Annotated in this window: 20 protein-coding genes; 16 read left to right on the top strand and 4 right to left on the bottom strand. The window is 73.3% G+C overall.

From position 1 onward, the window contains the following. The 4 genes from RNC47_RS24065 to RNC47_RS24050 all read right to left on the bottom strand — a co-directional run. Positions 1-2,474 (bottom strand): transglutaminase TgpA family protein (locus RNC47_RS24065; RefSeq protein WP_311601621.1); only part of this gene is annotated, 2,474 nt, incomplete at its 3' end. Between the two features lie 52 nt (positions 2,475-2,526). Continuing rightward, entirely contained in the window at positions 2,527-3,837 is a 1,311-nt protein-coding gene (locus tag RNC47_RS24060; RefSeq protein WP_311601620.1) for a DUF58 domain-containing protein, read from the bottom strand. Beyond that, positions 3,837-4,829 carry an AAA family ATPase gene (locus RNC47_RS24055; protein WP_311601619.1) on the bottom strand — a complete coding sequence of 331 codons (993 nt, stop codon included), beginning with the start codon at positions 4,827-4,829 and terminating at the stop codon, positions 3,837-3,839. The genes RNC47_RS24060 and RNC47_RS24055 overlap by 1 nt, the downstream gene beginning before the upstream one ends. A gap of 138 nt (positions 4,830-4,967) precedes the next feature. Beyond that, positions 4,968-5,483 carry a beta-class carbonic anhydrase gene (locus tag RNC47_RS24050; protein ID WP_311601617.1) on the bottom strand — a complete coding sequence of 172 codons (516 nt, stop codon included), beginning with the start codon at positions 5,481-5,483 and terminating at the stop codon, positions 4,968-4,970. A 232-nt stretch (positions 5,484-5,715) separates the two neighbouring features. Between RNC47_RS24050 and rsmH the strand changes: the two genes are divergently transcribed. The 16 genes from rsmH (at position 5,716) to RNC47_RS23970 (ending at position 24,377) form a co-directional block, all read left to right on the top strand. Beyond that, positions 5,716-6,693, top strand: a complete 978-nt coding sequence (gene rsmH, locus RNC47_RS24045) for a 16S rRNA (cytosine(1402)-N(4))-methyltransferase RsmH (RefSeq protein WP_311601616.1) — start codon at positions 5,716-5,718, stop codon at positions 6,691-6,693. A gap of 1 nt (position 6,694) precedes the next feature. Further along, positions 6,695-7,339: an FtsB family cell division protein gene (locus RNC47_RS24040; protein ID WP_311601615.1), complete on the top strand. Its 645-nt coding sequence runs from the start codon at positions 6,695-6,697 to the stop codon at positions 7,337-7,339. After that, a complete protein-coding gene (locus RNC47_RS24035) occupies positions 7,330-9,231 on the top strand; it encodes a peptidoglycan D,D-transpeptidase FtsI family protein (protein ID WP_394814857.1) in 1,902 nt (633 codons plus the stop codon). Before RNC47_RS24040 ends, RNC47_RS24035 begins: the two co-directional genes overlap by 10 nt. Before the next feature lie 71 nt (positions 9,232-9,302). Then, the gene (locus tag RNC47_RS24030) at positions 9,303-10,997 is read left to right on the top strand and encodes a UDP-N-acetylmuramoyl-L-alanyl-D-glutamate--2,6-diaminopimelate ligase (protein WP_394814856.1); all 1,695 of its coding nucleotides are present in this window, start codon (positions 9,303-9,305) and stop codon (positions 10,995-10,997) included. Next, entirely contained in the window at positions 10,994-12,424 is a 1,431-nt protein-coding gene (locus RNC47_RS24025) for a UDP-N-acetylmuramoyl-tripeptide--D-alanyl-D-alanine ligase (RefSeq protein ID WP_311601612.1), read from the top strand. The genes RNC47_RS24030 and RNC47_RS24025 overlap by 4 nt, the downstream gene beginning before the upstream one ends. Further along, positions 12,421-13,485 carry a phospho-N-acetylmuramoyl-pentapeptide-transferase gene (gene mraY / locus RNC47_RS24020; RefSeq protein ID WP_311601611.1) on the top strand — a complete coding sequence of 355 codons (1,065 nt, stop codon included), beginning with the start codon at positions 12,421-12,423 and terminating at the stop codon, positions 13,483-13,485. Before RNC47_RS24025 ends, mraY begins: the two co-directional genes overlap by 4 nt. Continuing rightward, on the top strand, positions 13,482-14,918 hold the full coding sequence (gene murD, locus RNC47_RS24015) for a UDP-N-acetylmuramoyl-L-alanine--D-glutamate ligase (protein ID WP_311601610.1): 1,437 nt from the start codon (positions 13,482-13,484) through the stop codon (positions 14,916-14,918). The genes mraY and murD overlap by 4 nt, the downstream gene beginning before the upstream one ends. A 578-nt stretch (positions 14,919-15,496) precedes the next feature. Continuing rightward, positions 15,497-16,894: a putative lipid II flippase FtsW gene (gene ftsW / locus RNC47_RS24010; RefSeq protein WP_311601626.1), complete on the top strand. Its 1,398-nt coding sequence runs from the start codon at positions 15,497-15,499 to the stop codon at positions 16,892-16,894. A 6-nt stretch (positions 16,895-16,900) separates the two neighbouring features. Next, on the top strand, positions 16,901-17,992 hold the full coding sequence (gene murG, locus RNC47_RS24005) for an undecaprenyldiphospho-muramoylpentapeptide beta-N-acetylglucosaminyltransferase (protein ID WP_311601609.1): 1,092 nt from the start codon (positions 16,901-16,903) through the stop codon (positions 17,990-17,992). 32 nt (positions 17,993-18,024) lie between these two features. Beyond that, positions 18,025-18,834, top strand: coding sequence for a cell division protein FtsQ/DivIB (locus tag RNC47_RS24000; protein ID WP_311601608.1), 810 nt, complete (start codon positions 18,025-18,027; stop codon positions 18,832-18,834). 304 nt (positions 18,835-19,138) lie between these two features. Next, the gene (gene ftsZ / locus RNC47_RS23995; RefSeq protein ID WP_311601607.1) at positions 19,139-20,398 is read left to right on the top strand and encodes a cell division protein FtsZ; all 1,260 of its coding nucleotides are present in this window, start codon (positions 19,139-19,141) and stop codon (positions 20,396-20,398) included. A 58-nt stretch (positions 20,399-20,456) separates the two neighbouring features. Continuing rightward, positions 20,457-21,188: a peptidoglycan editing factor PgeF gene (gene pgeF / locus RNC47_RS23990; RefSeq protein WP_311601606.1), complete on the top strand. Its 732-nt coding sequence runs from the start codon at positions 20,457-20,459 to the stop codon at positions 21,186-21,188. A 50-nt stretch (positions 21,189-21,238) separates the two neighbouring features. Next, positions 21,239-21,964 (top strand): YggS family pyridoxal phosphate-dependent enzyme, encoded by a 726-nt coding sequence (locus tag RNC47_RS23985; RefSeq protein WP_311601605.1) that lies wholly within the window; start codon positions 21,239-21,241, stop codon positions 21,962-21,964. 122 nt (positions 21,965-22,086) lie between these two features. After that, complete coding sequence (locus RNC47_RS23980) at positions 22,087-22,710, top strand: cell division protein SepF (RefSeq protein WP_311601604.1); 624 nt, start codon at positions 22,087-22,089, stop codon at positions 22,708-22,710. A 73-nt stretch (positions 22,711-22,783) separates the two neighbouring features. Continuing rightward, a complete protein-coding gene (locus tag RNC47_RS23975; RefSeq protein ID WP_132929912.1) occupies positions 22,784-23,068 on the top strand; it encodes a YggT family protein in 285 nt (94 codons plus the stop codon). A gap of 49 nt (positions 23,069-23,117) precedes the next feature. Further along, positions 23,118-24,377 carry a DivIVA domain-containing protein gene (locus tag RNC47_RS23970; protein ID WP_311601603.1) on the top strand — a complete coding sequence of 420 codons (1,260 nt, stop codon included), beginning with the start codon at positions 23,118-23,120 and terminating at the stop codon, positions 24,375-24,377. Positions 24,378-24,464 lie beyond the last annotated feature (87 nt).

Below are 24,464 nucleotides of genomic sequence, written 5' to 3'. Positions count from 1 at the left end.
GAGCACCGGCGCGAAGCGCCTAGCGGCGGCCGGTGCCACCCCGCGCGGGGCGCGGCGTGGACCGACCGCCGATAGGCGGTCGGCGGTTTGGTGGCGCCCCGCGGGCGCCCCGGTAGGGCCGCCCCGACGCGGCGGCCCGCGTCGGCGCGCCAGGCCGCCATCGCCCGCATCACCCGAATGGCGGAACGGGGTGCGAAGAACGCCCGGACCCGGGTCCACCGGCCCGCCGTGGCCCGCAGGCCCGCCAGGGCCCCCCGCACGTCGTCGGCAAGCGCCGGCGCCGGCGCCGCGGAGACCGTCGCCGGCGCGTACAGCGCCCGCTCCACCACGTCCGCCGCCCGGTGGACCGCCGCCGCCGGTTCCGCCGGCAGCTCGGCCACCCGCACGATCCGGGCCGCCGCCTGCCTCGGTGTCTCGGAGGCCAGCGGCGTGATACCGAAGTCCCACGCGGAGTCCAGGAGTTCACGCCAGGCCGGCAGCGCGCCGCCGTCGCGGCCGAGCCGGCGTGCCCGTACCCGCGCCCGCCACAGCGGCGGTGACGCCACCAGCAGCGCGAGCAGCAGCCCGCCGCCGCCCCAGATGATCGGCGCGAGCGGCATCCCGGCTTCCCGGCGGTCGCTCTCCGGCGTCTCCTGCCGGTCCTGGCAGCCGGCCGCGTCCGCGTCCCGCTGACAGGGGTCGGTGGGGGAGGGCTGCTGGGACGGCTCGGGTTGGGCCGGCGTCGTCTGCTCCGTCTCCTCCTCGGGCCGCTCCTCGCTCGGCCGGGTCTGCTCGGGGCGGGTGTACGAGGGGGCGTTGCCCTGCCCCGGGGTGGGCTCGAACCGCACCCAGCCCACGCCCTGGAAGTACAGCTCGGGCCAGGCGTGGGCGTTGTGGACCCCCACCTCGTAGGCGCCGCCGGGCTGCCGCGTGCCCGGGGTGAAGCCGACGGCGACCTGGGTGGGGATGCCGAGCGTGCGTGCCATCGCGGCCATGGTGAAGGCGAAGTGGACGCAGAACCCCTCCTTCTGCTGGAGGAAGTTCACGATGGCCTGGGTGCCGCTGCCCGAGGCGACGGTCGTGTCGTAGCGGAAGCCGCCGTCCTGGGTGAACCAGTCCTGGAGGGCCATCGCCCGCTCGAAGTCGTTGGCCGCGCCCGACGTCACGTCCAGCGCCGTCAGCGCCACCTGTTCCGGCAGGTCGTCCGGCACCCGGGTGTAGTAGTCGACCAGCTCCCTGGAGGCGGGGGGCGCCGCAGCCAGTTGGTCGGCCGTCGGCTCCACCAGCAGATGCTCGATCTCGTAGCTGGCGCCGGCGCTGGTGCGCCCGTTCTGGTTGCTCACCAGCGTCTGCGTGCCGCGGTCGAAGAGCCAGTTCCCCTCGACGGTGACCGAGGTCGCCGGGTAGGGGACGGGCAGCGAGTCCTGCGCGTAGTAGTCGGCGACCTGGACGGTCGTGGTGACCGGGGTGGCGGCCACCTCGTCGGAGAGCCCGGGGACCTGCCACGGCGGGTTCGGCCTCTCGCTCTCGTACCAGCGCGAGGAGCGCCACTCCTGCCCAGTGAACTGGTCGAGCGCGATCAGCCGCAGGTACATGTCGGACTGCTCGCCGCTGGTCGTGCGGTAGGTCAGCACCGGCCGGTCCTGCTGCTGGTTGAGCTGGTCCTGGAGCGCCACGATCGGGTTGACCGAGACGACGTCCCCGGTGCCGCCGCGCCCGTTGCCGCCGCTGCCGTCCAGGTCGAGCAGGCCCTCGCCGAACGACGGCAGGCCGGCCGGTGCCAGCACCGCGATGCCCAGCGTCACGGCGCCGATCCGGCGGCCGGCGCGGGCCCGGGGGCCGGCCGTCACCGTGTGGTCGTGCGGGGTCATGCCGTGCCCCGGGCCGTGCCCGGCGAAGAACCGGCCCCACCGGGTGAGCCGGTCCCGGCCCTCGGCGAGCAGCAACAGGAGGTAGCCGGCCGCCGCGAGCAGGAAGTAGGGCCAGCCGGGGCCGTCCTGGGCGACGCCGGCCGCCACCGAGTAGAGGGCGAGCAGCGGCAGGCCGGCCGAGGCGGCGCTGCGCGTCGTCACGGCCAGCACGTCGACCAGCAGCCCGATCAGCAGCACCCCGCCGAACACCATCAACCGGATGCCGTCGGTGGCGGGCGCGGGGGCCACGTAGCGCCCGATGTCCTCGGCGCCCTGCCGCAGCAGCAGCCCGAACCGCTCGAAGGTCGTCGGGGTCGGCAACGCGCCGCCCACCGCGTACGTCGGGGCCGTGACGAGCGTGAGCAGCATCAACGACGCCGCGGCCTGCGCGCCGACCGTCACCGCCGGGTGCAGCCCGCGCCAGCGCAGCACCGTGCCGACGCCGGTCTGGGCGGCCAGCAGGACCGCCGCCTGGACCATCCAGTCCGAGCCGTCGATCAGCGGCAGCAGCGCGCCGGCCGCCGCGACGGTCGCCAGCCAGGCGGCGCAGGCGATCCGGATCCTGCCGTCTATCAGCCCATTCATCCGACCGGCTCCCCGCTCGTCCTCCGGCTCGGCCACCACCCGTGCCGCCCCGTCATCGTGCCCCCGTGCCGCGCGCCGCCAGCTCGAGCGCCGCCTGCTGCCAGGGCTGCCCGAGCGGCACGCCGGGCAGCAGCGGCAGCGCCGTCCAGCCGGCCAGCGCGACGTTCCGCAGCCGCTCGCCCTCCACCTCGGGCGGCAGCTGACCCGCCGCCACGAACCCGACCGCGCCCGTGGCCCGCTGCCGCAGCGCTTCGAGGACCGGGGCCTCCGCCGCGCCCACCGAGCCGAGGAAGCCGAGCAGCAGCCCACAGTCGGCGGCCCGCAGCGCCGCCTTGGCGTCGGCGAGCGAGGTGCCGGCCGAGTGGCCGATCACCGCCAGCGTCTCCATGATCAACGCGGTCAGCTCCGCGGTGTCGCCCGCCTGGCTCTCGGGCCCCGGCACCAGCAGCCCGGTGTCGGTGACCAGGCGCACCTCGTAGCCCTGGGCCACCAGGTGGAACACCGCGGAGGCGGCGCCCGACACCGCGCGTTCGAACGCCGAGTCGGGCCCCGAGGAGACGTAGCCGCCGCGCCGGGTGTCGAGCAGCACCGTGCAGCGCGCCTTGAGCGGCTTCTCCTCGCGGCGCACCATCAGCGAGCCGCGGTGCGCCGTCGAGCGCCAGTGCACCCGCCGCAGGTCGTCGCCGCGCCGGTAGTCGCGCGGGATGATGTCGTCGTCCCCGGCGACCGCGAGGGCGCGCTGCCGGCCCTCGCCGTGCCCGTTGGCGTCGCCGCCGAGCCGCACCGGCGGCAGCGGCTCGATCCTGGGCAGCACCGTCATCACGTCGAAGGTGGTGAACGACCGGTTGAGCTCGACCATCCCGAAGGGGTCGGCGAGCCGCAGCTGGAGCGGGCCGAGCGGGTACCTGCCGCGCTGCTCCGAGCGGATCCGGTAGGTCACCTCGCGGCGGCCGCCCGGCTCGATCCGGTCGAGCATGAACCGGGGCCGCGGCCCGAGCACGTACGGCACCCGGTCCTGGAGCAGCAGCAGCCCGCTGGGGATCCGCGCCACGTTGTCGACCCTGAGGTGCACCCGGGTCTCGCCGCCGGCCGCGACCCGGGCCGGCGTCAGGCTGCGCGCCGCCGTCACCCGGCTGCGCGTGCCGTGCAGCACGAGCACGCACAGCAGCGGCAGCGCGGCCAGCAGCACGCCGACCCGCAGCAGGTCGGGCTGGCCGAGCACGTAGGCGCACACGGCGGCGGCGCCGCCCGCCGCGAGGAAGGACCTGCCCCTGGTGGTCAGTCCGCCGAACGCGGCCCTCAGCGGCCCCCGGTCACCCTCACCCGCACCCTCGCCCGTCCCGGCGAGATGGGGCAGGGTCATCAGTAGCCCCGCTGCGGTTTGGCGGCATACGGGTCGGGCACCGGTGTCCTGCGCACGATGTCGGCGACGAACTGCTCGGTGCTGTGGCGGTTCAACTGGGCCTGCGCGGTGGGCAGCAGCCGGTGGGCGAGCACCGGCACCGCGAGCTGCTGGATGTCGTCCGGCAGCACGAAGTTCCGGCCGGCGAGCGCCGCCGCCGCCTTGGCGGCCCGCAGCAGGTGCAGGGTGGCCCGGGGCGAGGCGCCGAGCCGCAGCTCGGGATGGGTTCTGGTGGCGGCCGTCAGGTCCACCGCGTACCGCCGCACCGGGTCGGCCACGTGGACCTCCCGCACCGCCTCGACGAGCCGCAGCACGTCGTGCGCGTGCGCCGCCGGCCGCAGCGCGTCGAGCGGGGAGGCCCCGCCGTGCGTGGCCAGCATGCGCATCTCGGCCTCGGGCGACGGGTAGCCCATCGACACCCGGGCCATGAACCGGTCGCGCTGGGCCTCGGGCAGCGGGTAGGTGCCCTCCATCTCGACCGGGTTCTGGGTGGCGATCACCATGAAGGGGCTCGGCAGCTCGTACGTCCGCCCGTCCGCGGTGACCTGACGCTCCTCCATCGACTCGAGCAGCGCCGACTGGGTCTTCGGCGAGGCCCGGTTGATCTCGTCGCCGATGACGATCTGGGCGAACACCGCGCCCGGCTTGAACTCGAACTCGTTGCGCTGCTGGTCGTAGACGCTGACGCCCGTGATGTCGGTGGGCAGCAGATCTGGCGTGAACTGGATGCGTTGCACCGAACAGTCGATCGACTTCGCCAGCGCCTTCGCCAACATGGTCTTGCCGACGCCGGGGACATCCTCGAGGAGCAGGTGTCCGCCGGCCAGCAGGACCGTCAGCGAGAGCCGCACGACCTCCGGCTTGCCCTCGATCACGCTCTCCACGGCGCGGCGCACCTGCTCCGCCGTGGTGCTCAGATCGGTGAGCTTGGTCTGCTCCTCATAGGTCGTCACCCGGCCCTCCTCGGCCCTTCTCGCTCACTCCAGGGCCCGGCTCGAAGCGCGACCCGGACCGTACCGATTACCCGGACATCGGATCCTCACCGGGTGGTTTCCTCCGCCCAGCATTCTTCACACTACGGCGCTCGCTCGTCACCTCGCCGCCTCGCTGGCCGGATCCACCTCCCTCAGCAGACCCGTCGTCACATCGAAGACGAAGCCGCGCACGTCATCAGTGTGCGGGAGAAAAGGCGAGGTACGCACGCGCGCCATGGACTGCCGCACGTCCTGGTCCAGATCGGTGAACGCCTCAACGGCCCAACTCGGCCGCTGCCCGACCTCGTGCTCCAGCTCGTGCCTGAAGTCCTCGGTGAGGTTCAGCAGCCCGCAGCCGGTGTGGTGGATGAGCACCACGGAACGGGTGCCGAGCTTGCGCTGACTGATGGTCAACGAACGGATGATGTCGTCGGTGACCACGCCGCCCGCGTTGCGAATGGTGTGGCAGTCGCCCAGCTGGAGGCCCAGGGCGGCGTGCAGGTCGAGCCGGGCGTCCATGCAGGCGACGATCGCCACCTTCCGCACGGGCCTGGCGTCCATTCCGGGATCGGTGAACCGTTCGGCGTAACGGTGGTTGGCGCTGACCAGTTCGTCTGTGACGGTATGAGGCATATCCGTGACGTTAATACGAGTACTGGGAGGTCGTCTCCCCCAGGGAGGTGACGCGGCTCACAGAGCCGCTCCGAAACGCGGCGCCCGATCAACCTCAGTGATTGACCGCGGAAACAGGTGGGCTAGTGTGACGCGCACTGGGAGGCGTGTGCACGATCCCGTAAGCCGCCGTCTTCGCCCGTCACCTTCTTCTCCCTCCCTCGGATTCCCTCGGAAGCTCCCCGGAAGGCGCATGACGACCAGCAACGACCGGCCGCCGGAAGCCCGGCACCGCCCCGTCATGCTCCGGCGCTGCCTGGAACTGCTCGACCCCGCCCTGCGCGACCGGCCGGGCGCCGTGGCGGTCGACTGCACCCTCGGGCTCGGCGGCCACAGCGAGGCGCTGCTCGACGCCTTCCCCGACATCCGGCTCGTCGCCCTCGACCGCGACCCGGCGGCGCTGGCCCTGGCCGGGGAGCGGCTCGCCCGCTTCGGCGACCGGGCCACGCTGGTGCACGCGGTCTACGACGAACTCCCCGACGTGTTGGCCCGACTGGGTGTCCCCCGAGTGGCCGGCGTCCTGTTCGACCTCGGGGTCTCCTCGATGCAGCTGGACGAGGCCGACCGCGGCTTCGCCTACGCGCAGGACGCCCCCCTCGACATGCGGATGGACCAGAGCACCGGGCCGAGCGCCGCGGACGTCCTCAACACCTACCCGCCGGGCGAACTCGTCCGGGTGCTGCGCGTCTACGGCGAGGAGCGGTTCGCGCGCCGGATCGTGGACGCCGTGGTGCGCGAGCGCGCCCGCGCCCCCATCAGCGGCAGCGCGCAACTGGTCGCGCTGATCCGCCAGGCCCTGCCGCAGGCCGCCATGCGCACCGGCGGCAACCCGGCCAAGCGCACCTTCCAGGCGCTGCGCATCGAGGTCAACGGCGAACTGGCCGTCCTGGAACGCGCCCTCCCGGCGGCCGTCGCGGCGCTGGCCGTCGGCGGGCGGATCGCGGTGCTCGCCTACCACTCGCTGGAGGACCGGCTGGTCAAGCGGGTGCTCGGGGAGGGCGCCGAGAACACCGCGCCGCCCGGGCTGCCGGTGATCCCCGAGCAGTACCAGCCCCGTCTCCGGCTGCTGACCCGCGGCGCCGAGCAGCCGGACGAGACGGAGCTCGCCGAGAACAAGCGTGCCGCGCCGGCCCGGCTGCGCGCGGCGGAACGGATCAGGGAGGCGACCTGAGATGAGCCAGCGGCAGCGTCTCGGCCGGTTGGCCGGCCTCGTCCCCAAGGGCTCGTCGACGGCCGCCAGAACCCCGTTCGTCCTCCTGGTGGTGCTGCTGCTCGGCTCCGGCATGCTCGGCCTGCTCTTCCTGAACGCCTCGCTCAACGAGGGCTCCTTCGAGCTGAGCGAGCTGCGGCGGGAGACGCAGGAGCTGACCGACCAGCAACAGGAGCTGCAGGCCGAGGTGGACGGCTACTCGGCGCCCGACGCGCTCGCCGAGCGCGCCCGCGAGCTCGGCATGGTCCCCGACGGCCCACCGGTCTTCCTCGGCCCGGACGGCAGCCTGCTCGGCGACGTCGCCACCCGGGCGGGCGGCGCGGGCGGCGCGGGCGGCGCCGAGGGCGCCGAAGAAGCCGTCCCGCGGGCCGGAGCCGACGGCGAGGCGTCCGCCCCGCCGGCGGCCGAGAGCACCGAGGACACCGAGGACCCGGCCGCGCCGCCCCTGTCGACTCCCCCCGGCACGATCGTCGACGACTCGCCGTCGCCCGGCACGGGCGGCGCGGCCCTCGGACTGAGCGCGGTGGTCCTGGCGGCCCGCCGCCGCCTCACCAGCCGTCAGACCACCGAAAAAGCCACCGCCACCGACGGAGGGACGTGGTCGTGAGCAACAGTCGCAACAGTCGCAACGGGCGCGGTACGGCCGGGGTCCGGCGGGACGCCGGCTCGCTGCGGTTGGGGAACCCACGGCCGCGGCTCCGGTTCGTCGGCATCGGCCTCACCCTGGTGATGCTCGTCTTCGGCGGCCGCCTCGTGCAGGTCCAGGCCATGGGCGCCGCCTCCTACGCCGAGGAGGCCGCCCGCAACCGGATCGTCACCGTGCCGCTCGCCGCCGAGCGCGGCGACATCACCGACCGGCACGGCAACGCCCTGGCCACCACCGTCGACGCCTACGACATCACCGCCGACCCCTCGATGTTCACCGAGGAGGCCACCGGCGTCCCCGACGCGCCCGCGCAGGCCGCCGCCCTCCTCGCGCCCATCCTCGACCGCGACGAGGCCGAGCTCGCCGACCTGCTCGACGACCCGGACGAGAAGTACGCGCTGCTCGCCCGCCAGCGCACCCCCCAGGTCTGGACCCAGATCCGCGACCTGCGCGGCAACCTCGCCGAGCAGTCCACCAAGGGCACCGGCGACCAGGTGCTGAACGGCGTCTTCGCCGAGGAGAACCCCAGGCGCGTCTACCCCAACGGCGACCTCGCCGCCGCCGTGCTCGGCTTCGTCAACAGCGAGGGCCGGGGCGGCGGCGGCCTCGAGGCCCAGCTCGACACCGAGCTGGCCGGCGAGGCCGGCAGCATCACCTACGCCCAGTCCGGCGGCCGCCGGGTGCCCACCGCGGGCGGCAGCGAGGACCCGGCCGTGCCCGGCACCGACATGGAGCTCACCCTCGACCGGGACGTGCAGTGGGCCGCCCAGCAGGCCATCGCCGCGCAGGTCGAGGAGTCCGACGCGACCAGCGGCTACGTCGTCGTCCAGGACACCGTCACCGGCGACGTCCTCGCCCTGGCCAGCGCCCCCGGGTACGACCCCAACGACATCGGCTCGGCCGGCGCCGGCCAGCTGCGCAACCCGGCCCTGGAGGACGCCTACGAGCCGGGCTCCACCAGCAAGGTCATCACCATGGCCGCCGTCCTGGAGGAGGGCGCCGCCACCCCCTCCACCAACGTCGTGGTGCCGAACCGGCTGCCGCGCGCCGACCGCAACTTCGGCGACAACATCGAGCACCCCACCTGGTACCTGACCCTGGCCGGGGTGCTCGCCAAGTCGAGCAACATCGGCACCATCCTGGCCGCCGAGCAGCTGGGCGAGAACCAGCCGGAGGCCAACGAGATCCTCTACCGCTACCTGACGGCCTTCGGCTTCGGTCAGCCCACCGGGCTCGGCTTCCCCGGCGAGACCCCGGGCATCGTGGCCGACCCGGAGAACTGGGACGCCTCCCAGCAGTACACGATCCCGTTCGGTCAGGGCCTGTCCGTCAACGCCGTCCAGGCCGCCTCCGTCTACTCGACCATCGCCAACGGCGGCGAGCGCATCACCCCGCGCCTGGTGCGCGGCACCACGGGCCCCGACGGCGAGTACGAGGCCGCCCCCGAGCCCGAGCGCAGCCGGGTGGTCAGCGAGGAGACCGCGGACCAGCTCACCCAGATGCTGGAGACCGTCGTGGCCTCCGAGGAGGGCACCGGGCAGGCGGCCCGCATCCCCGGCTACCGGGTGGCGGGCAAGACCGGCACCTCCAACCGGGTGGACCCGGAGACCGGCCGCTACAACGGCTACACCTCCTCGTTCGCCGGCTTCGCGCCGGCCGACGACCCCCGCGTCACCGTCTACTGCGCCGTCCAGAACCCCACCCGCGGCGCCTACACCGGCAGCGAGGTCTGCGGCCCCGTCTTCAACGAGGTCATGCGGTTCACCCTGTCGGCCCTCAGGGTGCCGCCCACCGGCGAGGAGTTCGACGGTCTCCCGGTCACCTTCGGCTCCGGGGCCCGAACAGCCGACTGACCTGCCAGAAGACCGCCGGAACGCCGCCGCAAGGCCCTGACGAACCCCCCGAACGAGCGGAGCACAGCTACGTGAGAACCATCACCGACGGGTCCACCTCGTTTAGCTCGACCCCCACCCCGACGGGTACGCTCACCGCCGTGCCTCACGCTGATCACACTCTCGCGGCACCGCGCCCGGCACACGCCAGGCCGGTGTCCCTGGCGGAGCTGGCCGGGCTGCTCGGCATCGAGACACCCGCGCCGGCCGGCGCCGGGGCCGGTGCCGCGCCCGCCGTGGTCACCGGCATCACGCACGACTCGCGCGCCGTCCGCCCCGGGGACCTGTACGTGGCGCTCGGCGGCGCCCGCTTCCACGGGGCCGACTTCGTCTCCCAGGCCACGAGCAACGGCGCCGTCGCCGTCCTCACCGACCCGGCCGGCGCCAAGCGCGCCGCCGCCACGGGCCTCCCGGTGCTCACCGTGCCCGAGCCGCGCGCCCGGATGGGGGCGCTCGCCGTCGCCGTCTACGACGACCCCGGCCGCGACCTGCTGCAGATCGGCACCACCGGCACCTCGGGGAAGACCACCACCACCTACCTCGTGGAGGGCGGGCTGCGAGCCGCGTTCGGCAGGGGCGGGGCCGCGGACGGCGCCACCACGGGCCTGATCGGCACCGTCGAGACCCGCGTCGGCGACGAGGTCATCAAGTCCACCCACACCACCCCGGAGGCCACCGACCTGCAGGCCCTGTTCGCCGTGATGCGCGAGCGCGGCGTCGGCTCGGTCGCCATGGAGGTGTCGAGCCACGCCCTGGTGATGGGCCGGGTCGACGGCTGCGTCTTCGACGTCGCCGTGTTCACCAACCTCAGCCCGGAGCACCTCGACTTCCACCACGGCATGGAGGACTACTTCCGGAGCAAGGCCCAGCTGTTCACGGCGGCCCGCGCCAGGGTCGGCGTGGTCAACCTGGACGACGAGTACGGCCGCCGGCTCGCCGCCGAGGCCGAGATCCCGGTCACCACCTACTCAGCCGAGGGCCACCCGGACGCCGACTGGCGCGCCGAGGGCGTCGAGATCGGCCCGCTCGGCTCCACCTTCACCGCCGTCGGCCCCGACGGCCTGCGGGTGCGCGCCGCCGCGCCGCTGCCGGGCCCCTTCAACGTGGCCAACGCCCTGGCCGCCCTCACCGCGCTCGTCGTGGCGGGCGCGGACCCGCAAACGGCCGCCGACGGCATCGCCGCCGTGCCGGGCGTCCCCGGCCGCCTGGAGCGGGTGGACGCCGGCCAGCCCTACCTGGCCGTGGTCGACTACGCCCACAAGCCGGACGCCGTCGAGTCGGTGCTGCACGCCCTGCGCAAGGTGACCGACGGTCGGCTGCACGCCGTGCTCGGCTGCGGCGGCGACCGTGACCCGCACAAGCGGCCGAGGATGGGCGCCGCGCTCGCCAGGCTCGCCGACACGGCCGTGCTCACCTCGGACAACCCGCGCTCCGAGGACCCGCTCGCCATCCTGGCCGCCATGCTGGCCGGCGCCGCCGAGGTGCCGGCTCACGAGCGCGGCACCGTGCTGGTCGAGGAGGACAGGGCGGCCGCCATCGCCGCCGCCGTGGCCCGCGCCGAGGCGGGCGACGTCGTCCTGGTGGCCGGCAAGGGACACGAACGCGGCCAGGACATCGCCGGAGTCATCCGGCCCTTCGACGATCGAACGGAGCTGCGCGCCGCCATCGAGCGCCGCTGCTCGCACTCCCACCCAAGCCCCAACGCCAGGCGAGGCCCGTTGCAGTGATCCCCCTTTCCGTTGCCGAGCTCATCCATGTCGTGCGGGGAGAACCGCATGACATACCGGAGTCGCCACCCCTCATCACCGGTCCCGTGGTCATCGACTCCCGGCTGGTCGAGCCAGGCTCCCTCTTCGCCGCCCTCCCGGGCGAGCGGGTCGACGGTCACGACTTCGCCGCCGCGGCCGTCGCCGCCGGCGCCGCCGTCGTGCTCGCCGCCCGACCGGTCGGCGTGCCCGCGGTCGTCGTCGACGACGTCGTCGTCGCGCTCAGCGAGCTCGCGAGACACACCGTCCGCGTGCTCGACCCCACCGTCGTCGCCCTCACCGGATCCGCCGGCAAGACCAGCACCAAGGACCTGGTCGCACAGGTGCTGGAGCGCGTCGGCCCCACCGTGTTCACGCCGGGCTCGTTCAACAACGAGATCGGACTGCCGCTCACCGCGCTGCGCACCGAGGAGGCCACCCGCTATCTGGTGCTCGAGATGGGCGCCAGGGGCATCGGACACATCCGCCATCTCACCGAGCTGACCCCACCCCGCGTCGGGCTGGTGCTCAACGTCGGCACCGCGCACATCGGCGAGTTCGGCGGGCGCGAGGCCATCGCACAGGCGAAGGGCGAACTGGTCGAGGCGCTGCCGCCGGCCGCCGAGGGCGGCGTGGCCATCCTCAACGCCGACGACCCGCTGGTGCGCGCCATGGCCGCGCGCACGCGCGCCAGGACCGTGTTCTTCGGCGAATCCGAGGACGCCACGATCCGCGCCGAACACATCCGCCTCACCCCGCAGGGCAGGCCGAGCTTCCGCCTGACCACCCCCACCGGGTACGCCGACGTGACCATGCGGTTGTACGGTGAGCACCATGTGTCGAACGCGCTTGCCGCTGCGGCTGTTGCGCATGAGGTAGGCATGTCCGCGGAGGCGATCGCTGAAACACTCGCCGCCGCGGGCCCGCTCTCGAAGTGGCGGATGGAGGTCACCGAGCGAGCGGACGGCGTGACGATCGTCAACGACGCCTACAACGCGAACCCCGACTCGATGCGCGCGGCGCTGCGCGCACTCGCCGCCATGGGCGAGACCGCCAAGGCGGACGGGGGGCGCACCTGGGCGGTGCTCGGCCCGATGGCCGAGCTCGGGGACGAGACGTTCGCCGAGCACGACGCTGTCGGACGGCTGGCCGTCCGACTCAACGTCAACAAGCTCGTGTCCGTGGGCGGTCAGGAGGCGGCCTGGATGGACATGGGCGCCAAGAACGAGGGTTCGTGGGGTGAGGAGTCGGTGCACGTGTCCGACGCTCGGGCGGCGGTCGAGTTGCTGCGCGGTGAGCTGCGGCCGGGAGATGTGGTGCTGGTGAAGGCGTCCAGGTCGGTGGGCCTGGAGCAGGTCGCCGACGCGCTTCTGGCGGGCGACGCGGATGGCGAGGTCGCCGCCCGATGAGGCAGATCCTCTTCTCCGGCGCGATCGGACTCTTCCTCACCCTGGTCGGCACCCCGCTGCTGATCAAGCTGCTGGCCCGCAAGGGATACGGCCAGTACATCAGGGACGACGGCCCGCGCGACCACCACAGCAAGCGCGGCACCCCCACCATGGGCGGTATCGCGTTCATCCTGGCCACCCTGATCGCCTACGCGGTCACCAAGGTCGTCACCAGCGAAGAGCCCAGCATCACGGCCCTGTTGGTGCTCTTCCTCTTCGCCGGGATGGGCCTGGTCGGCTTCCTCGACGACTACATCAAGATCGTCCGGCGGCGCAGCCTCGGCCTGCGGGCCGGCGCGAAGATGCTCGGCCAGTTCATCGTGGGCGTGGTGTTCGCGATCCTCTCGCTGAACTTCGCCGACTCCCGCGACCTGACCCCGGCCTCCACGCACCTGTCGTTCACCCAGGACTTCGGCTGGTCCATCGGGCCCGTGCTGTTCGTGCTGTGGGCGCTGTTCATGGTGCTCGCCATGTCGAACGGCGTGAACCTCACCGACGGCCTCGACGGCCTGGCCACCGGCGCCGCGGTGATGGTCTTCGGCGCCTACGTCTTCATCGGCGTCTGGCAGTACGGCCAGTCCTGCGCCAACGTCCTGACCGCCGGGGCCAGCTGCTACGAGGTCCGCGACCCGCTGGACACCGCGGTGGTCGCCGCGGCCCTGATGGGGGCGCTCTTCGGCTTCCTGTGGTGGAACACCTCACCGGCCAAGATCTTCATGGGCGACACCGGCTCGCTCGCCATCGGCGGCGCGCTGGCCGGCCTGGGCATCGTCTCCCGCACCGAGCTGCTGCTCGCCCTCCTCGGCGGCCTGTTCGTGCTGATCACGATGTCGGTGGTCATACAGGTCGGCTCCTTCCGGCTCACCGGCCGCCGCGTCTTCAAGATGGCACCGCTCCAGCACCACTTCGAGCTGAAGGGCTGGAGCGAGGTGCTGGTGGTGGTCAGGTTCTGGATCATCCAGGGCATGTGCGTGATCGTGGGCATCGGCGTCTTCTACGGCAGTTGGGTGGCCGGCTGGTGAGCGCCCCCGCCGGACGACCGGACTTCGCCGGCCGCCGGATCACCGTCGCCGGCCTGGGCGTGAGCGGCGTCAGCGCCGCCCGCGCCCTGGCCGGGCTCGGCGCCGAGGTCACGGTCGTCGACGGTGGCGACGGCGAGCGGCAGCGGGCCACCGCGGCCGAGCTCGCCGCCGCCGGCGTCGAGACCCGGCTCGGCGACGGCGCCACCCTGCCCAAGGGCACGGAGCTGGTGGTCACCTCGCCCGGCTGGCGGCCCGAGAGCCCGCTGTTCGCGGCCGCCGCGGCGGCCGGCGTCGAGGTCGTGGGCGACGTCGAGATCGCCTGGCGGCTGCGTGGCGAGCGGCCCGCGCCGTGGCTCGCGGTCACCGGCACCAACGGCAAGACCACCACCGTGCGCATGCTCGCCGCCATCCTTCGGGCGGCGGGCCTGCGCGCGGCGGCCGTGGGCAACATCGGCGACCCGATCATCGACGCGGTGCTCGCGGACCCGCCCTACGACGTGCTCGCCGTCGAGCTGTCCAGCTACCAGCTGCACTGGGCGCCCTCGGTGCGGCCGCACTCCGGCGTGGTGCTCAACCTCGCGCCCGACCACCTGGACTGGCACGGTTCGATGGCCGCCTACGCCGCCGACAAGGGCCGCGTCTACCAGGGCAACGAGGTCGCCTGCGTCTACAACGTGGCCGACCCGGCCACCGAGGCGCTGGTCACCGAGGCCGACGTGGTCGAGGGCTGCCGGGCGATCGGCTTCACGCTCGGCACCCCGGGGCTCTCCCAACTCGGCGTGGTGGATGGCGTTCTGGCCGACCGGGCCTTCGTTCCCGACCGCCGCGAGCGGGCCCAGGAGCTGGCCGAGGTCGGCGACGTCGACCCGCCCGCCCCGCACAACATCGCCAACGCGCTGGCCGCCGCGGCCCTCGCCCGCGCCTACGGCGTGGAGCCGCGCGCCGTGCGGGACGGGCTGCGAGCCTTCCGGCCCGACCCGCACCGCGTCCAGCGGGTGGCCGAGGTCGACGGCGTGCTGTACGTCGACGACTCCAAGGCCACCAACCCGCACGCCACGGCGGCCTCGCTGGCCGCCTACGAGCCGATCGTCTGGATCGCCGGCGGCCTCGCCAAGGGCGCCACCTTCGACGAACTCGTCGCGGGCGCGGCGGGACGGCTGCGGGGCGTGGTGCTGATCGGCGCCGATCGCGGCCTGATCGCCGAGGCGTTGGCGCGACACGCGCCGGATGTGCCGGTCGTGGACCTCGACCGGACGGACACTGGGGCGATGGCGGCGGCGGTCCACGAAGCGACGCGGCTGGCCCGTCCCGGAGACACCGTCCTGATGGCACCGGCCTGCGCCTCGATGGATATGTTCACCAACTACAACGAACGCGGCGACGTCTTCGCCGCCGCCGTCCAGGCCCTGGCCGCCGGCCAGGGAGAGCAGTAGCCAGCGGCCCCTCCCACGGGCCCGCCGGCGCGGGGTCGGAGGAGGGGCCGAGGATGACGGCTGACGACACGAGCAGCACGCGGTGCGCCGCACCGCCGCACCACTCGGCTGCCGCCGGCCAGGCCACGACCGCCGGCGGCGCGTCGTCGGCCTCGGGGGGCACCGGGGGACTGCCGGGGCGGCTGGTGCCTCGGCGTGCCAACGCCCCGGGCCAGCCGGCCCCGGCCGACCCGATCACGTCCCCGCGGGCCGAGCCCTCGCCGTGGGCCGCCACCGACGGTCTTTCGGCGCGGTCGGCGTCCCGGGCCACCGCGCCGCGCACCGAGGGCCCGGGGCCGCTTCGGCGGTGGGCGGGTGCGTGCGCCGACGCCCTGCGCCTGCCGGCTCCGCTGCGACGGACCGAGGTCTCGCCGCCGGCGGACATGGCGGGCGTCCCCGGATCGCTGCGGCGGCTGGCCGGTCGGTGTGCCGACGCCCTGGCCGGTGGTCAGGAGCGGCGCCTGGTGGCGCCCGGCAAGGGCCTCGGTTTCGGCTGGCCGGCGCCGGCCCTGGCCGGCGTGCCGGCGGTGCCGCGGCGCATGCCGCGCCCGTGGGGCGTCGCGTCGCGTGCCGAGCGCGGTGCGCGCGGCGCCGCCGGCACGCGCCGCGGCCCCGCCCAGCGGCCCGCCGCTGGGCGGGGCGGCAGCGCGCCGCCCCGCGGGCGCACCAGACCGCCCGCCCAGGGCTCGCGGCGGCCACCGCGGCCCAAGGGGCCGCCCCGCACCAGCCCGGTCAACCGGCTGCGGCGCGCCTGGGACCGGCCGCTGACGGCCTACTACGTCGTCCTCGGCACCGGACTGCTGCTCACCCTGCTCGGCCTGGTGATGGTCTTCTCCGCCTCGCAGATCCAGGCGCTCCGCTGGGACCTGCCGGCCACCTTCTACTTCCGCAAGCAGCTGCTCGCCGCCGCGCTCGGCGCCGTGCTGCTGCTGATCGCGTCCCGGATGTCGATCCGGCTGCTGCGCGCCCTCACCTATCCGTTCCTGGCCGGCAGCGTGGTCCTGCTGGTTCTCGTCCAGGTGCCGGGCATCGGCGTCTCGGTCAACGGCAACACCAACTGGATCGCCGTGGGCGGCTCGTTCCAGCTCCAGCCGAGCGAGCTCGCCAAGCTGGCCCTCGTGCTGTGGGGAGCCGACCTGCTGGCCAGGAAGGGCGAGCTGCGGCTGCTCACCCAGTGGCGGCACCTGCTGATCCCGCTGCTGCCCGGCGCGCTGCTGGTCTGCGGCCTGGTGATGGTCGGCGGCGACATGGGCACGGTCGTCATCCTGGTGGCGGTCGTCCTCGCGCTGCTCTGGCTCTCCGGCGCGCCGGTGCGGCTGTTCGGCGGCGCCTTCGCCGTGGTCGCGGTCCTCGGCGCCGTGTTCATCGCCAACAGCCCGCACCGGATGGACCGGATCACCTGCCTCGGCGCCGGCGACGCCGAGCGTTGCCAGCAGGCCGTGCACGGGATCTACGCGCTCGCCTCGGGCGGCTGGTTCGGCTCGGGACTCGGGGCCAGCGTGGAGAAATGGGGCGAACTCCCCGAGCCCCACACGGACTTCATCTTCGCCATCACGGGCGAGGAACTGGGCCTAGCGGGGACGCTGTCGGTCCTCGGTCTCTTCGCGGCTCTAGGCTATGCGGGTATCCGCGTGGCCGGACGCACGGAGGATGCCTTCGTGAGGTATGCCGCGGGAGGGGTGACGGCGTGGCTGATGGTCCAGACCGTCATCAACATCGGCGCGGTGCTGGGCCTGCTGCCCATCGCCGGGGTGCCTCTTCCGCTGTTCTCCTACGGGGGCTCCGCCCTGCTGCCCACCATGTTCGCCGTCGGGCTGCTGATCGCCTTCGCGCGCAGCGAGCCGTCGGCCAGGGCGGCGTTGGCCGCGCGGGACCCCGGGCACAGATGGAAGACGATGAGACGGCGCCGCGTCGCGGCACCGTCCGGAGAGCGGTGAAATTCGGTGCATGTTGTCGTCGCCGGCGGGGGGACCGCCGGCCACATCGAGCCGGCGCTCGCCCTCGCGGACGCCCTTCGCAGGCGCGATCCCACCGTGGGCATCACAGCCCTCGGCACGGAGCGCGGCCTGGAGACCCGCCTGGTGCCCGAGCGGGGCTACGAGCTCGGCCTGATCCCGGCCGTTCCGCTGCCGCGTAAACCGACCCCCGAGCTCTTCACCGTGCCGGGTAGGCTGCGCGGCACGGTGAAGGCGGCCGAGGAGATCCTGGAGCGCACCAAGGCCGACTGCCTGGTCGGCTTCGGCGGCTACGTGGCCATGCCCGGCTACCTCGCGGCCAAGCGGCTGCGGGTGCCGATCGTGGTGCACGAGGCCAACGCGCGCCCCGGGCTGGCGAACCGGATCGGCGCCCGCTACACGCGCTTCGTCGCCGTCTCGACGCCCGACAGCAAGCTGCGCAACGCCCGGTACCTCGGCATTCCGCTGCGCCGCTCGATCGCCACCCTCGACCGGGCCCGCGCCCGGCACGAGGCCCGCGCCTTCTTCGGCCTCGACGCCAACCTGCCCACCCTGCTCGTCTCCGGCGGTTCGCAGGGCGCGCGCCGGTTGAACGAGGTCATCGCCAGCGTGGTGCCGGTGCTCCAGCAGTCCGGGGTGCAGGTGCTGCACGCGGTCGGCCCGAAGAACGAACTGCCCCAGGTCGACACGATGCCGGGAATGCCCCCCTACATCCCGCTATCGTATGTGGACCGCATGGACCTCGCGTACGCCGCGGCCGACATGATGCTCTGCCGCGCCGGCGCGATGACCGTCGCCGAACTGTCGGCGGTCGGGCTGCCCGCCGCCTATGTGCCGCTGCCCATCGGCAACGGCGAACAGCGGCTCAACGCCCAGCCGCTGGTGAAGGCCGGCGGTGGCCTGCTGGTCGACGACGCCGAGCTGACGGTGGAGTGGGTCAGGGGCAACGTCCTGCCGGTGCTGACCGATCCCGGCCGGCTGCTCGCGATGTCGCGGGCCGCGGCCGAGTTCGGTCGCAGGGACGCCGACGACCTGCTGGTCGGGATGGTGTACGAGGCGATCGCGGCGCGCCGGGCCTAGCCCGGTCGGCGCGGGAACGGGGAGACGAGAGCGTGGCCGAGGCGACCACCGCCCAGCGTGAAGCGGACCGACGGCGGTCGGAACCCGGCCCGCCCTCGTCCCGGCCGCCGCGCCGCCGCCGCTGGCTGCCGGGCCGTCGCCTCGCCGTCGTGCTCGCGGTGCTCGCGGCCGCCCTCGGCGGCTTCGGCGGCTGGGCGCTCTACGGCTCCGACTGGCTGCGGATCGAGCACGTCTCGGTGCGCTGGCGGGACGACGGGCCGCGGAACCTGACGCGGGACCAGGTGCTGGAGGCGGCGGGCGTGCCGCTCGACTCCCCGATGATCTCGCTGGACAAGGACGCCATCCGGCGCCGGCTGCTCGACCGGCTGCCGAGGCTGGAGTCGGTCGAGGTGGTCCGCGCCTGGCCGCACGGGGTGGGCCTGCGGCTGACCGAGCGGGAGGCGGAGGCGCTGATCCCCGTCGGTGACCGCTATCTCGAGGTGGACGAGGACGGCGTCCGGTTCGGCGAGGTCGCCGAACCGATCGACGGGGTGCCGCTGCTCGAACTCGACCTCGACGAGGGGCCCGGGCTGCGCCGGTTCGGCGAGGACGGGATCCGTCGCGAGGCGGTGGCCGTGGCGCTCTCGCTGCCCGACGCGGTGCGCGAGGACCTCAGAACCATCAGGGCCTCCTCCTTCGACTCCATCACCCTGGAGTTGACCGGGGACCGCACCGTCGTCTGGGGCAGTTCCGAGCAGCCGGAGGCCAAGGCGGAAGCACTCGCGGCGGTGATGGAAGCGGCCGGCGACGCACGGCACTTCGACGTCAGCGCCCCCACCGTGCCGGCGGCCTCGAATGGTTGACGAGGCGTCGGAAACGCGCGGGGGTCAGGGCCATCGCCGCAGGCCAACACCCTGGTTGGCGATGCCGGAGCGTGATCACATAGGGTGAAAAGAAAAACAGGAGGTTCGGCGTGTTCGTTGAACGCGTACCACTTGTCGACTTAGTGTCCGTTCCTAGGATTCCCGGGAACGACAAGCACGGGTAACCCTAAACTGAAGCGTTAGGGTTCGGGGCGGTCATCCCTACCGTCCCCACAGGCATCAGTCGGCGCACTGCGGCTCACGCGGAGCGGCGACACGTAAATCGAGGCGAGAGGCCTTCGACGTGGCAGCACCGCAGAACTACCTCGCAGTCATCAAGGTCGTCGGCATCGGCGGCGGTGGCGTGAACGCCATCAACCGGATGATCGAGGTCGGTCTCAAGGGCGTCGAGTTCATCGCGATCAACACCGATGCGCAGGCGCTGCTGATGAGCGACGCCGACGTCAAGCTCGATGTCGGTCGGGAGCTCACCCGCGGCCTCGGCGCGGGTGCCAACCCCGACGTGGGCCGCAAGGCTGCCGAGGACCACCGCGAGGAGATCGAGGAGGTCCTCAAGGGGGCCGACATGGTCTTCGTCACCGCGGGCGAGGGCGGCGGCACCGGCACCGGCGGCGCTCCGGTCGTGGCGAACATCGCTCGGTCCCTGGGCGCGTTGACCATCGGCGTGGTCACCCGCCCGTTCACCTTCGAGGGCCGACGCCGGGCGAACCAGGCGGAGGACGGCATCGCCAGCCTGCGCGACGAGGTCGACACCCTGATCGTCATCCCCAACGACCGGCTGCTGTCCATCTCGGACCGCCAGGTCAGCGTCCTCGACGCCTTCAAGTCCGCGGACCAGGTGCTCCTCTCCGGCGTCCAGGGCATCACCGACCTCATCACCACCCCCGGTCTGATCAACCTCGACTTCGCCGACGTCAAGTCCGTGATGTCGGAGGCCGGTTCCGCCCTGATGGGCATCGGCTCGGCCCGCGGCGACGACCGCGCGGTGGCCGCCGCCGAGATGGCCATCTCCTCCCCGCTGCTCGAGGCATCCATCGACGGCGCCCGCGGCGTGCTCCTCTCCATCTCCGGCGGCTCCGACCTCGGCCTCTTCGAGATCAACGAGGCCGCCCAGCTGGTCAGCGAGGCCGCGCACCCGGAGGCCAACATCATCTTCGGCGCGGTCATCGACGACGCCCTCGGCGACGAGGTGCGGGTCACGGTGATCGCGGCCGGCTTCGACGGCGGCCAGCCGCCCGCCCGCAGCAGGGACCGGGTGCTCGGCTCGTACGGTTCCAAGGAGGAGAGCGGCTCGTCCTCGCTCGGCCAGGAGCGGACCGCGCCCGAACCGGAGCCGGAGCGGCTCTCGTTCGGCGGCCTCGGCACCCTGCCCTCCCGGGACCCGGGCCCGCTCGGCGACCGGGACTCCTCGCCGGTCGGCGGCGTCGAGCCGGCGGCGGAGCCCGTTCGCGAGGCGCCGAAGAGCGCCCCGCAGGTGCCCTCGGCCCGCCCGTACGACGGCGGCCAGGTCGAGGAGCTCGACGTCCCCGACTTCCTGAAGTGACCGACAGTGTCGACGGTGGTTCATCGGAACCGCCATGTGAGCCCGACGTGATGGACCCGTGATAGATCGACAGAACACGGACAGCGGCGCCCACTTCGCCTTCACCGACCGGTGGGGCGGGGTGAGCGCCGCTCCGTATGACACGCTCAACCTCGGCGGCGCGGTCGGCGACGACCCGGCGGCCGTGCTGGCCAACCGGGAGCTCGCGGCGAAGGAGCTCGGCCTCGACCCGGCCGGGGTGCGCTGGATGCGACAGGTGCACGGCCGTGCCGTGGCGGTGGCCGACCAGCCGTGGCCGGCCGGCGAACCGCCCGAGGCCGACGGGATGGTCACCGCGCGCCGGGGTCTCGCGCTCGCCGTGCTGACCGCCGACTGCACCCCGGTGCTGCTCGCCGACCCGGAGGCGGGGATCGTGGGCGCGGCGCACGCCGGACGCCCGGGGCTGCTGGCCGGTGTGGTGCCGGCGACCGTCGAGGAGATGTGCCGACTCGGGGCGCGTCCCGAGCGGATCCTCGCCCGGACGGGCCCCACCGTCTGCGGCCTCTGCTACGAGGTGCCGGCGGAGATGCGGGAGGCCGCCGAGTTGGCGGTGCCGGGCAGCGGGGCGACGACCCGCGAGGGCACCCCGGCGATCGACATCCCGGCGGGGGTGCGGCGGCAGCTCGCCGACCTCGGCGTCGAGGACGTCGTCCGCTCACCGGTCTGCACCCGGGAGTCGGCCGACCACTACTCCTACCGCCGCGAGCGGACCACCGGCCGGCAGGCCAGCTACGTCTGGATCGCCCCGTGAGTGGTGAGCGCGAACCGGGCGAAGCGCCCACGTCCCACAATGCGCGGCGCGTGCGCCCGGCGCGCGAGATCGAGTTGGCCACCGGCCTCGCCCGGGTGGAGGAGCGCATCGCCCGCGCCTGTGACGCGGCGGGGCGCAGCCGGGACGACGTGACCCTGATCGTCGTCACCAAGACCTATCCCGCCGAGGACGTCAGGCTGCTCGCCGGGCTCGGCGTGCGGGACTTCGCGGAGAACAAGGACCAGGAGGCGGCCGCCAAGGCGGCGGCGCTCGCGGATCTTCCCCTCACCTGGCACTTCGTGGGGCAGTTGCAAACGAACAAGGCGCGTTCCGTGACCGGTTACGCGGATTTCGTGCACTCGGTGGATCGCGCGCGCCTGGTGGACGCGCTCTCGCGCGCCGTCGCGCAACGGGAGCGCGCCCCGCTCAGCTGTTTGATCCAGGTCGCCCTGGAGAAGGAATCCGGCCAGGGCGCCGGCCGGGGCGGCGTTGACCCCGGCGGGGTCCTCGAGTTGGCGGCCGCGCTGTCGGCCGCGCCCGGGCTGCGCCTGGCCGGGCTGATGACGGTGGCGCCGCTCGCCGGCGCGTACGCGGGGTCGCCCGGTGCCGCGTTCGAGCGGCTGATGGAGTTGGCGAGGGACCTGCGTGAGGTCGATCCTGCTGCGAACATGGTCTCGGCGGGGATGAGCGCGGACCTGGAGGAGGCGATCGTCGCCGGGGCGACACACGTGCGTGTAGGCAGCGCGGTACTCGGAGTCCGCCCTGCCCTCGGGTAACGTCGCCAAGCAAAGGACCACAGCCGAAAATATGGTCATTCCCGAAGCATTCGGGCAGGTTACGTGGATCCAGGGCCCCGGAGGTTCGGAGCCGATCCACCACAGAGCGGAGGACGCAGTCGATGGCTGGCGCGATGCGCAAGATGGCGGTCTACCTCGGCCTCGTGGAGGACGACGGCTATGACCGCCCGGGGTACGGCCCCGATGACGAGTTCGAGCCCGAGCCCGAGCCGGAGCGGCCACGGCGTCAGGAGACGCACGAACCGCCGCGCAGGGAGCGGGCCGAGGAGCCGGTGCGGGTGGTCCACCCGCCGGCCCAGCGCGAGACGGAGCCAACACCCGCTCCGATTCTGGCGGAAAGCAGACGACCCGGGAGGATCGCTCCCGTGTCATCCATCACATCAGAACGACAGAACGTGGAGAAGAGCGCACCGGTGATCATGCCCAAGGTCGTGTCAGAGCGGGAGCCGTACCGGATCACCACGCTCCACCCCAGGACGTACAACGAAGCCCGTACTATCGGGGAACACTTCCGCGAGGGGACCCCGGTGATCATGAATCTGACCGAGATGGATGACACGGACGCAAAGCGACTTGTCGACTTTGCGGCTGGTCTCGTCTTCGGTCTCCATGGCAGCATCGAGCGGGTGACGCAGAAGGTGTTCCTGCTGTCGCCTGCTAACGTCGACGTAACGGCGGAGGACAAGGCCCGCATCGCGGAGGGCGGGTTCTTCAACCAGAGCTGACGACAGCAGTACCGGAAGCGCGAGTTCCGGCCGAGCGGCCGGGGCATGAGAACAGGGGAGAGGGACAGGCAGGATGGGCATCGTTCAACAGGTGATCCTGATTGCCTTGTACTGCTTGCTCGGCCTGCTGCTCTTCCGTTTGGTGATGGACTACGTCTTCATGTTCGCGCGCTCCTGGCACCCCGGCAAGGCCATGGTGGTCGCCCTGGAGGCCACCTACACTGTCACCGATCCGCCGCTGAAGGCGCTACGGAAGGTCATCCCTCCCCTGAGGTTCGGTGGGGTGGCGCTTGATCTGTCGTTCTTCGTACTCATGATCATCGTCTACATCCTGATCAGCGTCGTGGGCGGGCTGTGAACGAGTACGGTCTTGCCGATATGCCGACGAATCACGTTGAGGTGAAGAGATGCCGTTGACCCCCGAGGACGTGCGGAACAAGCAGTTCACAACCGTCCGTCTGCGAGAAGGCTACGACGAGGACGAGGTCGATGCCTTCCTCGACGAGGTCGAGGCAGAGCTGACCAGGCTGCTGAGGGAGAACGAGGACCTTCGCGCCAAGCTGGCCGCGGCCACCCGGGCGGCAGCCCAGAACCAGCAGAACATGCGTAAACCCGAGCAGCAGGACCGTCCTGGCGGGCCCATGCCCGCCATATCTGGACCGCAGGGCGGCCCGCAGACCCAGCAGATGGGCGGCCCTCCACAGCTGCCCGCGGGTCCCGGGGGTCCTGGTGGGCCTGGCGGTCCGGGGCAGATGGGCCAGGGTGGTCCCATGGGTCCCGGTGGTCCGGGGCAGATGGGCCAGGGCGGCCCGATGGGTCCCGGTGGTCCGGGGCAGATGGGCCAGGGCGGTCCCATGGGTCCTGGCGGTCCCGTGCCGATGGGCCAGGGTGGTCCCATGGGTCAGGGCATGGGCCAGGGCGGCCCGATGGGTCCCGGCGGCCACGGCATGGGTGGGCCCGGCATGGGCAACCCGGGTCTCGGCGGCCCGCCGCAGATGCAGCAGCCCGGTGGCAACGAGAGTGCCGCCCGCGTGCTGTCGCTCGCGCAGCAGACGGCCGACCAGGCCATCGCCGAGGCGCGTTCCGAGGCCAACAAGATCGTCGGTGAGGCGCGCAGCCGCGCCGAGGGTCTGGAGCGGGACGCCCGCGCCAAGGCGGACGCGCTCGAGCGGGACGCCCAGGAGAAGCACCGCGTCGCGATGGGCTCCCTCGAGTCGGCGCGCGCCACCCTGGAGCGCAAGGTCGAGGACCTGCGTGGCTTCGAGCGCGAGTACCGCACCCGGCTGAAGTCCTACCTGGAGAGCCAGCTGCGCCAGTTGGAGAGCCAGTCCGACGACTCGCTCGCCCCGCCGCGCACGCCGTCCCCGTCCGCGCCCTCCCTGCCGCCCTCGCCGTCGCCCTCGCTGGCCTCCGCCGGCGCGCCGACGGGCCCGGGGCCGATGGGTGGTCAGCAGTCCATGGGCGGTCAGCCGATGTCCGGCCTCGCGCCGCACGGCGGGCACCCGGGCCACGTGGGCCAGGGCGGTCCCGGCTCCTACGGCGGGCAGCAGCAGATGTCGCCGGCCATGACCCAGCCGATGGCACCGGTCAGGCCGCAGGGCCCGCAGCCGATGCAGCAGGCGCCGTCCCCGATGCGCGGATTCCTCATCGACGAGGACGACAACTGACGCGTCGCACGCGCGCCGGCGCATAGGGCGCACGAACAGGGGCGGGGCCCGGATCGTCGATCCGGGCCCCGCCCCTTTCGCCGTGCG

The sequence above is a fragment of the Streptomyces millisiae genome, assembly GCF_031845425.1.
Taxonomy (GTDB): Bacteria; Actinomycetota; Actinomycetes; order Streptomycetales; family Streptomycetaceae; genus Streptomyces; species Streptomyces millisiae.
This window is presented reverse-complemented; position numbering and strand designations above follow the sequence as displayed.

Excerpts from the sequence above, each read along its gene's own strand:
- RNC47_RS24060 (WP_311601620.1), bottom strand. The coding sequence starts at position 3,837 with ATGACCCTGCCCCATCTCGCCGGGACGGGCGAGGGTGCGGGTGAGGGT.
- RNC47_RS24050 (WP_311601617.1), bottom strand. The coding sequence starts at position 5,483 with ATGCCTCATACCGTCACAGACGAACTGGTCAGCGCCAACCACCGTTAC.
- rsmH (WP_311601616.1), top strand. The coding sequence starts at position 5,716 with ATGACGACCAGCAACGACCGGCCGCCGGAAGCCCGGCACCGCCCCGTC.
- RNC47_RS24040 (WP_311601615.1), top strand. The coding sequence starts at position 6,695 with ATGAGCCAGCGGCAGCGTCTCGGCCGGTTGGCCGGCCTCGTCCCCAAG.
- mraY (WP_311601611.1), top strand. The coding sequence starts at position 12,421 with ATGAGGCAGATCCTCTTCTCCGGCGCGATCGGACTCTTCCTCACCCTG.
- ftsW (WP_311601626.1), top strand. The coding sequence starts at position 15,497 with ATGCCGCGCCCGTGGGGCGTCGCGTCGCGTGCCGAGCGCGGTGCGCGC.
- RNC47_RS23980 (WP_311601604.1), top strand. The coding sequence starts at position 22,087 with ATGGCTGGCGCGATGCGCAAGATGGCGGTCTACCTCGGCCTCGTGGAG.
- RNC47_RS23975 (WP_132929912.1), top strand. The coding sequence starts at position 22,784 with ATGGGCATCGTTCAACAGGTGATCCTGATTGCCTTGTACTGCTTGCTC.
- RNC47_RS23970 (WP_311601603.1), top strand. The coding sequence starts at position 23,118 with ATGCCGTTGACCCCCGAGGACGTGCGGAACAAGCAGTTCACAACCGTC.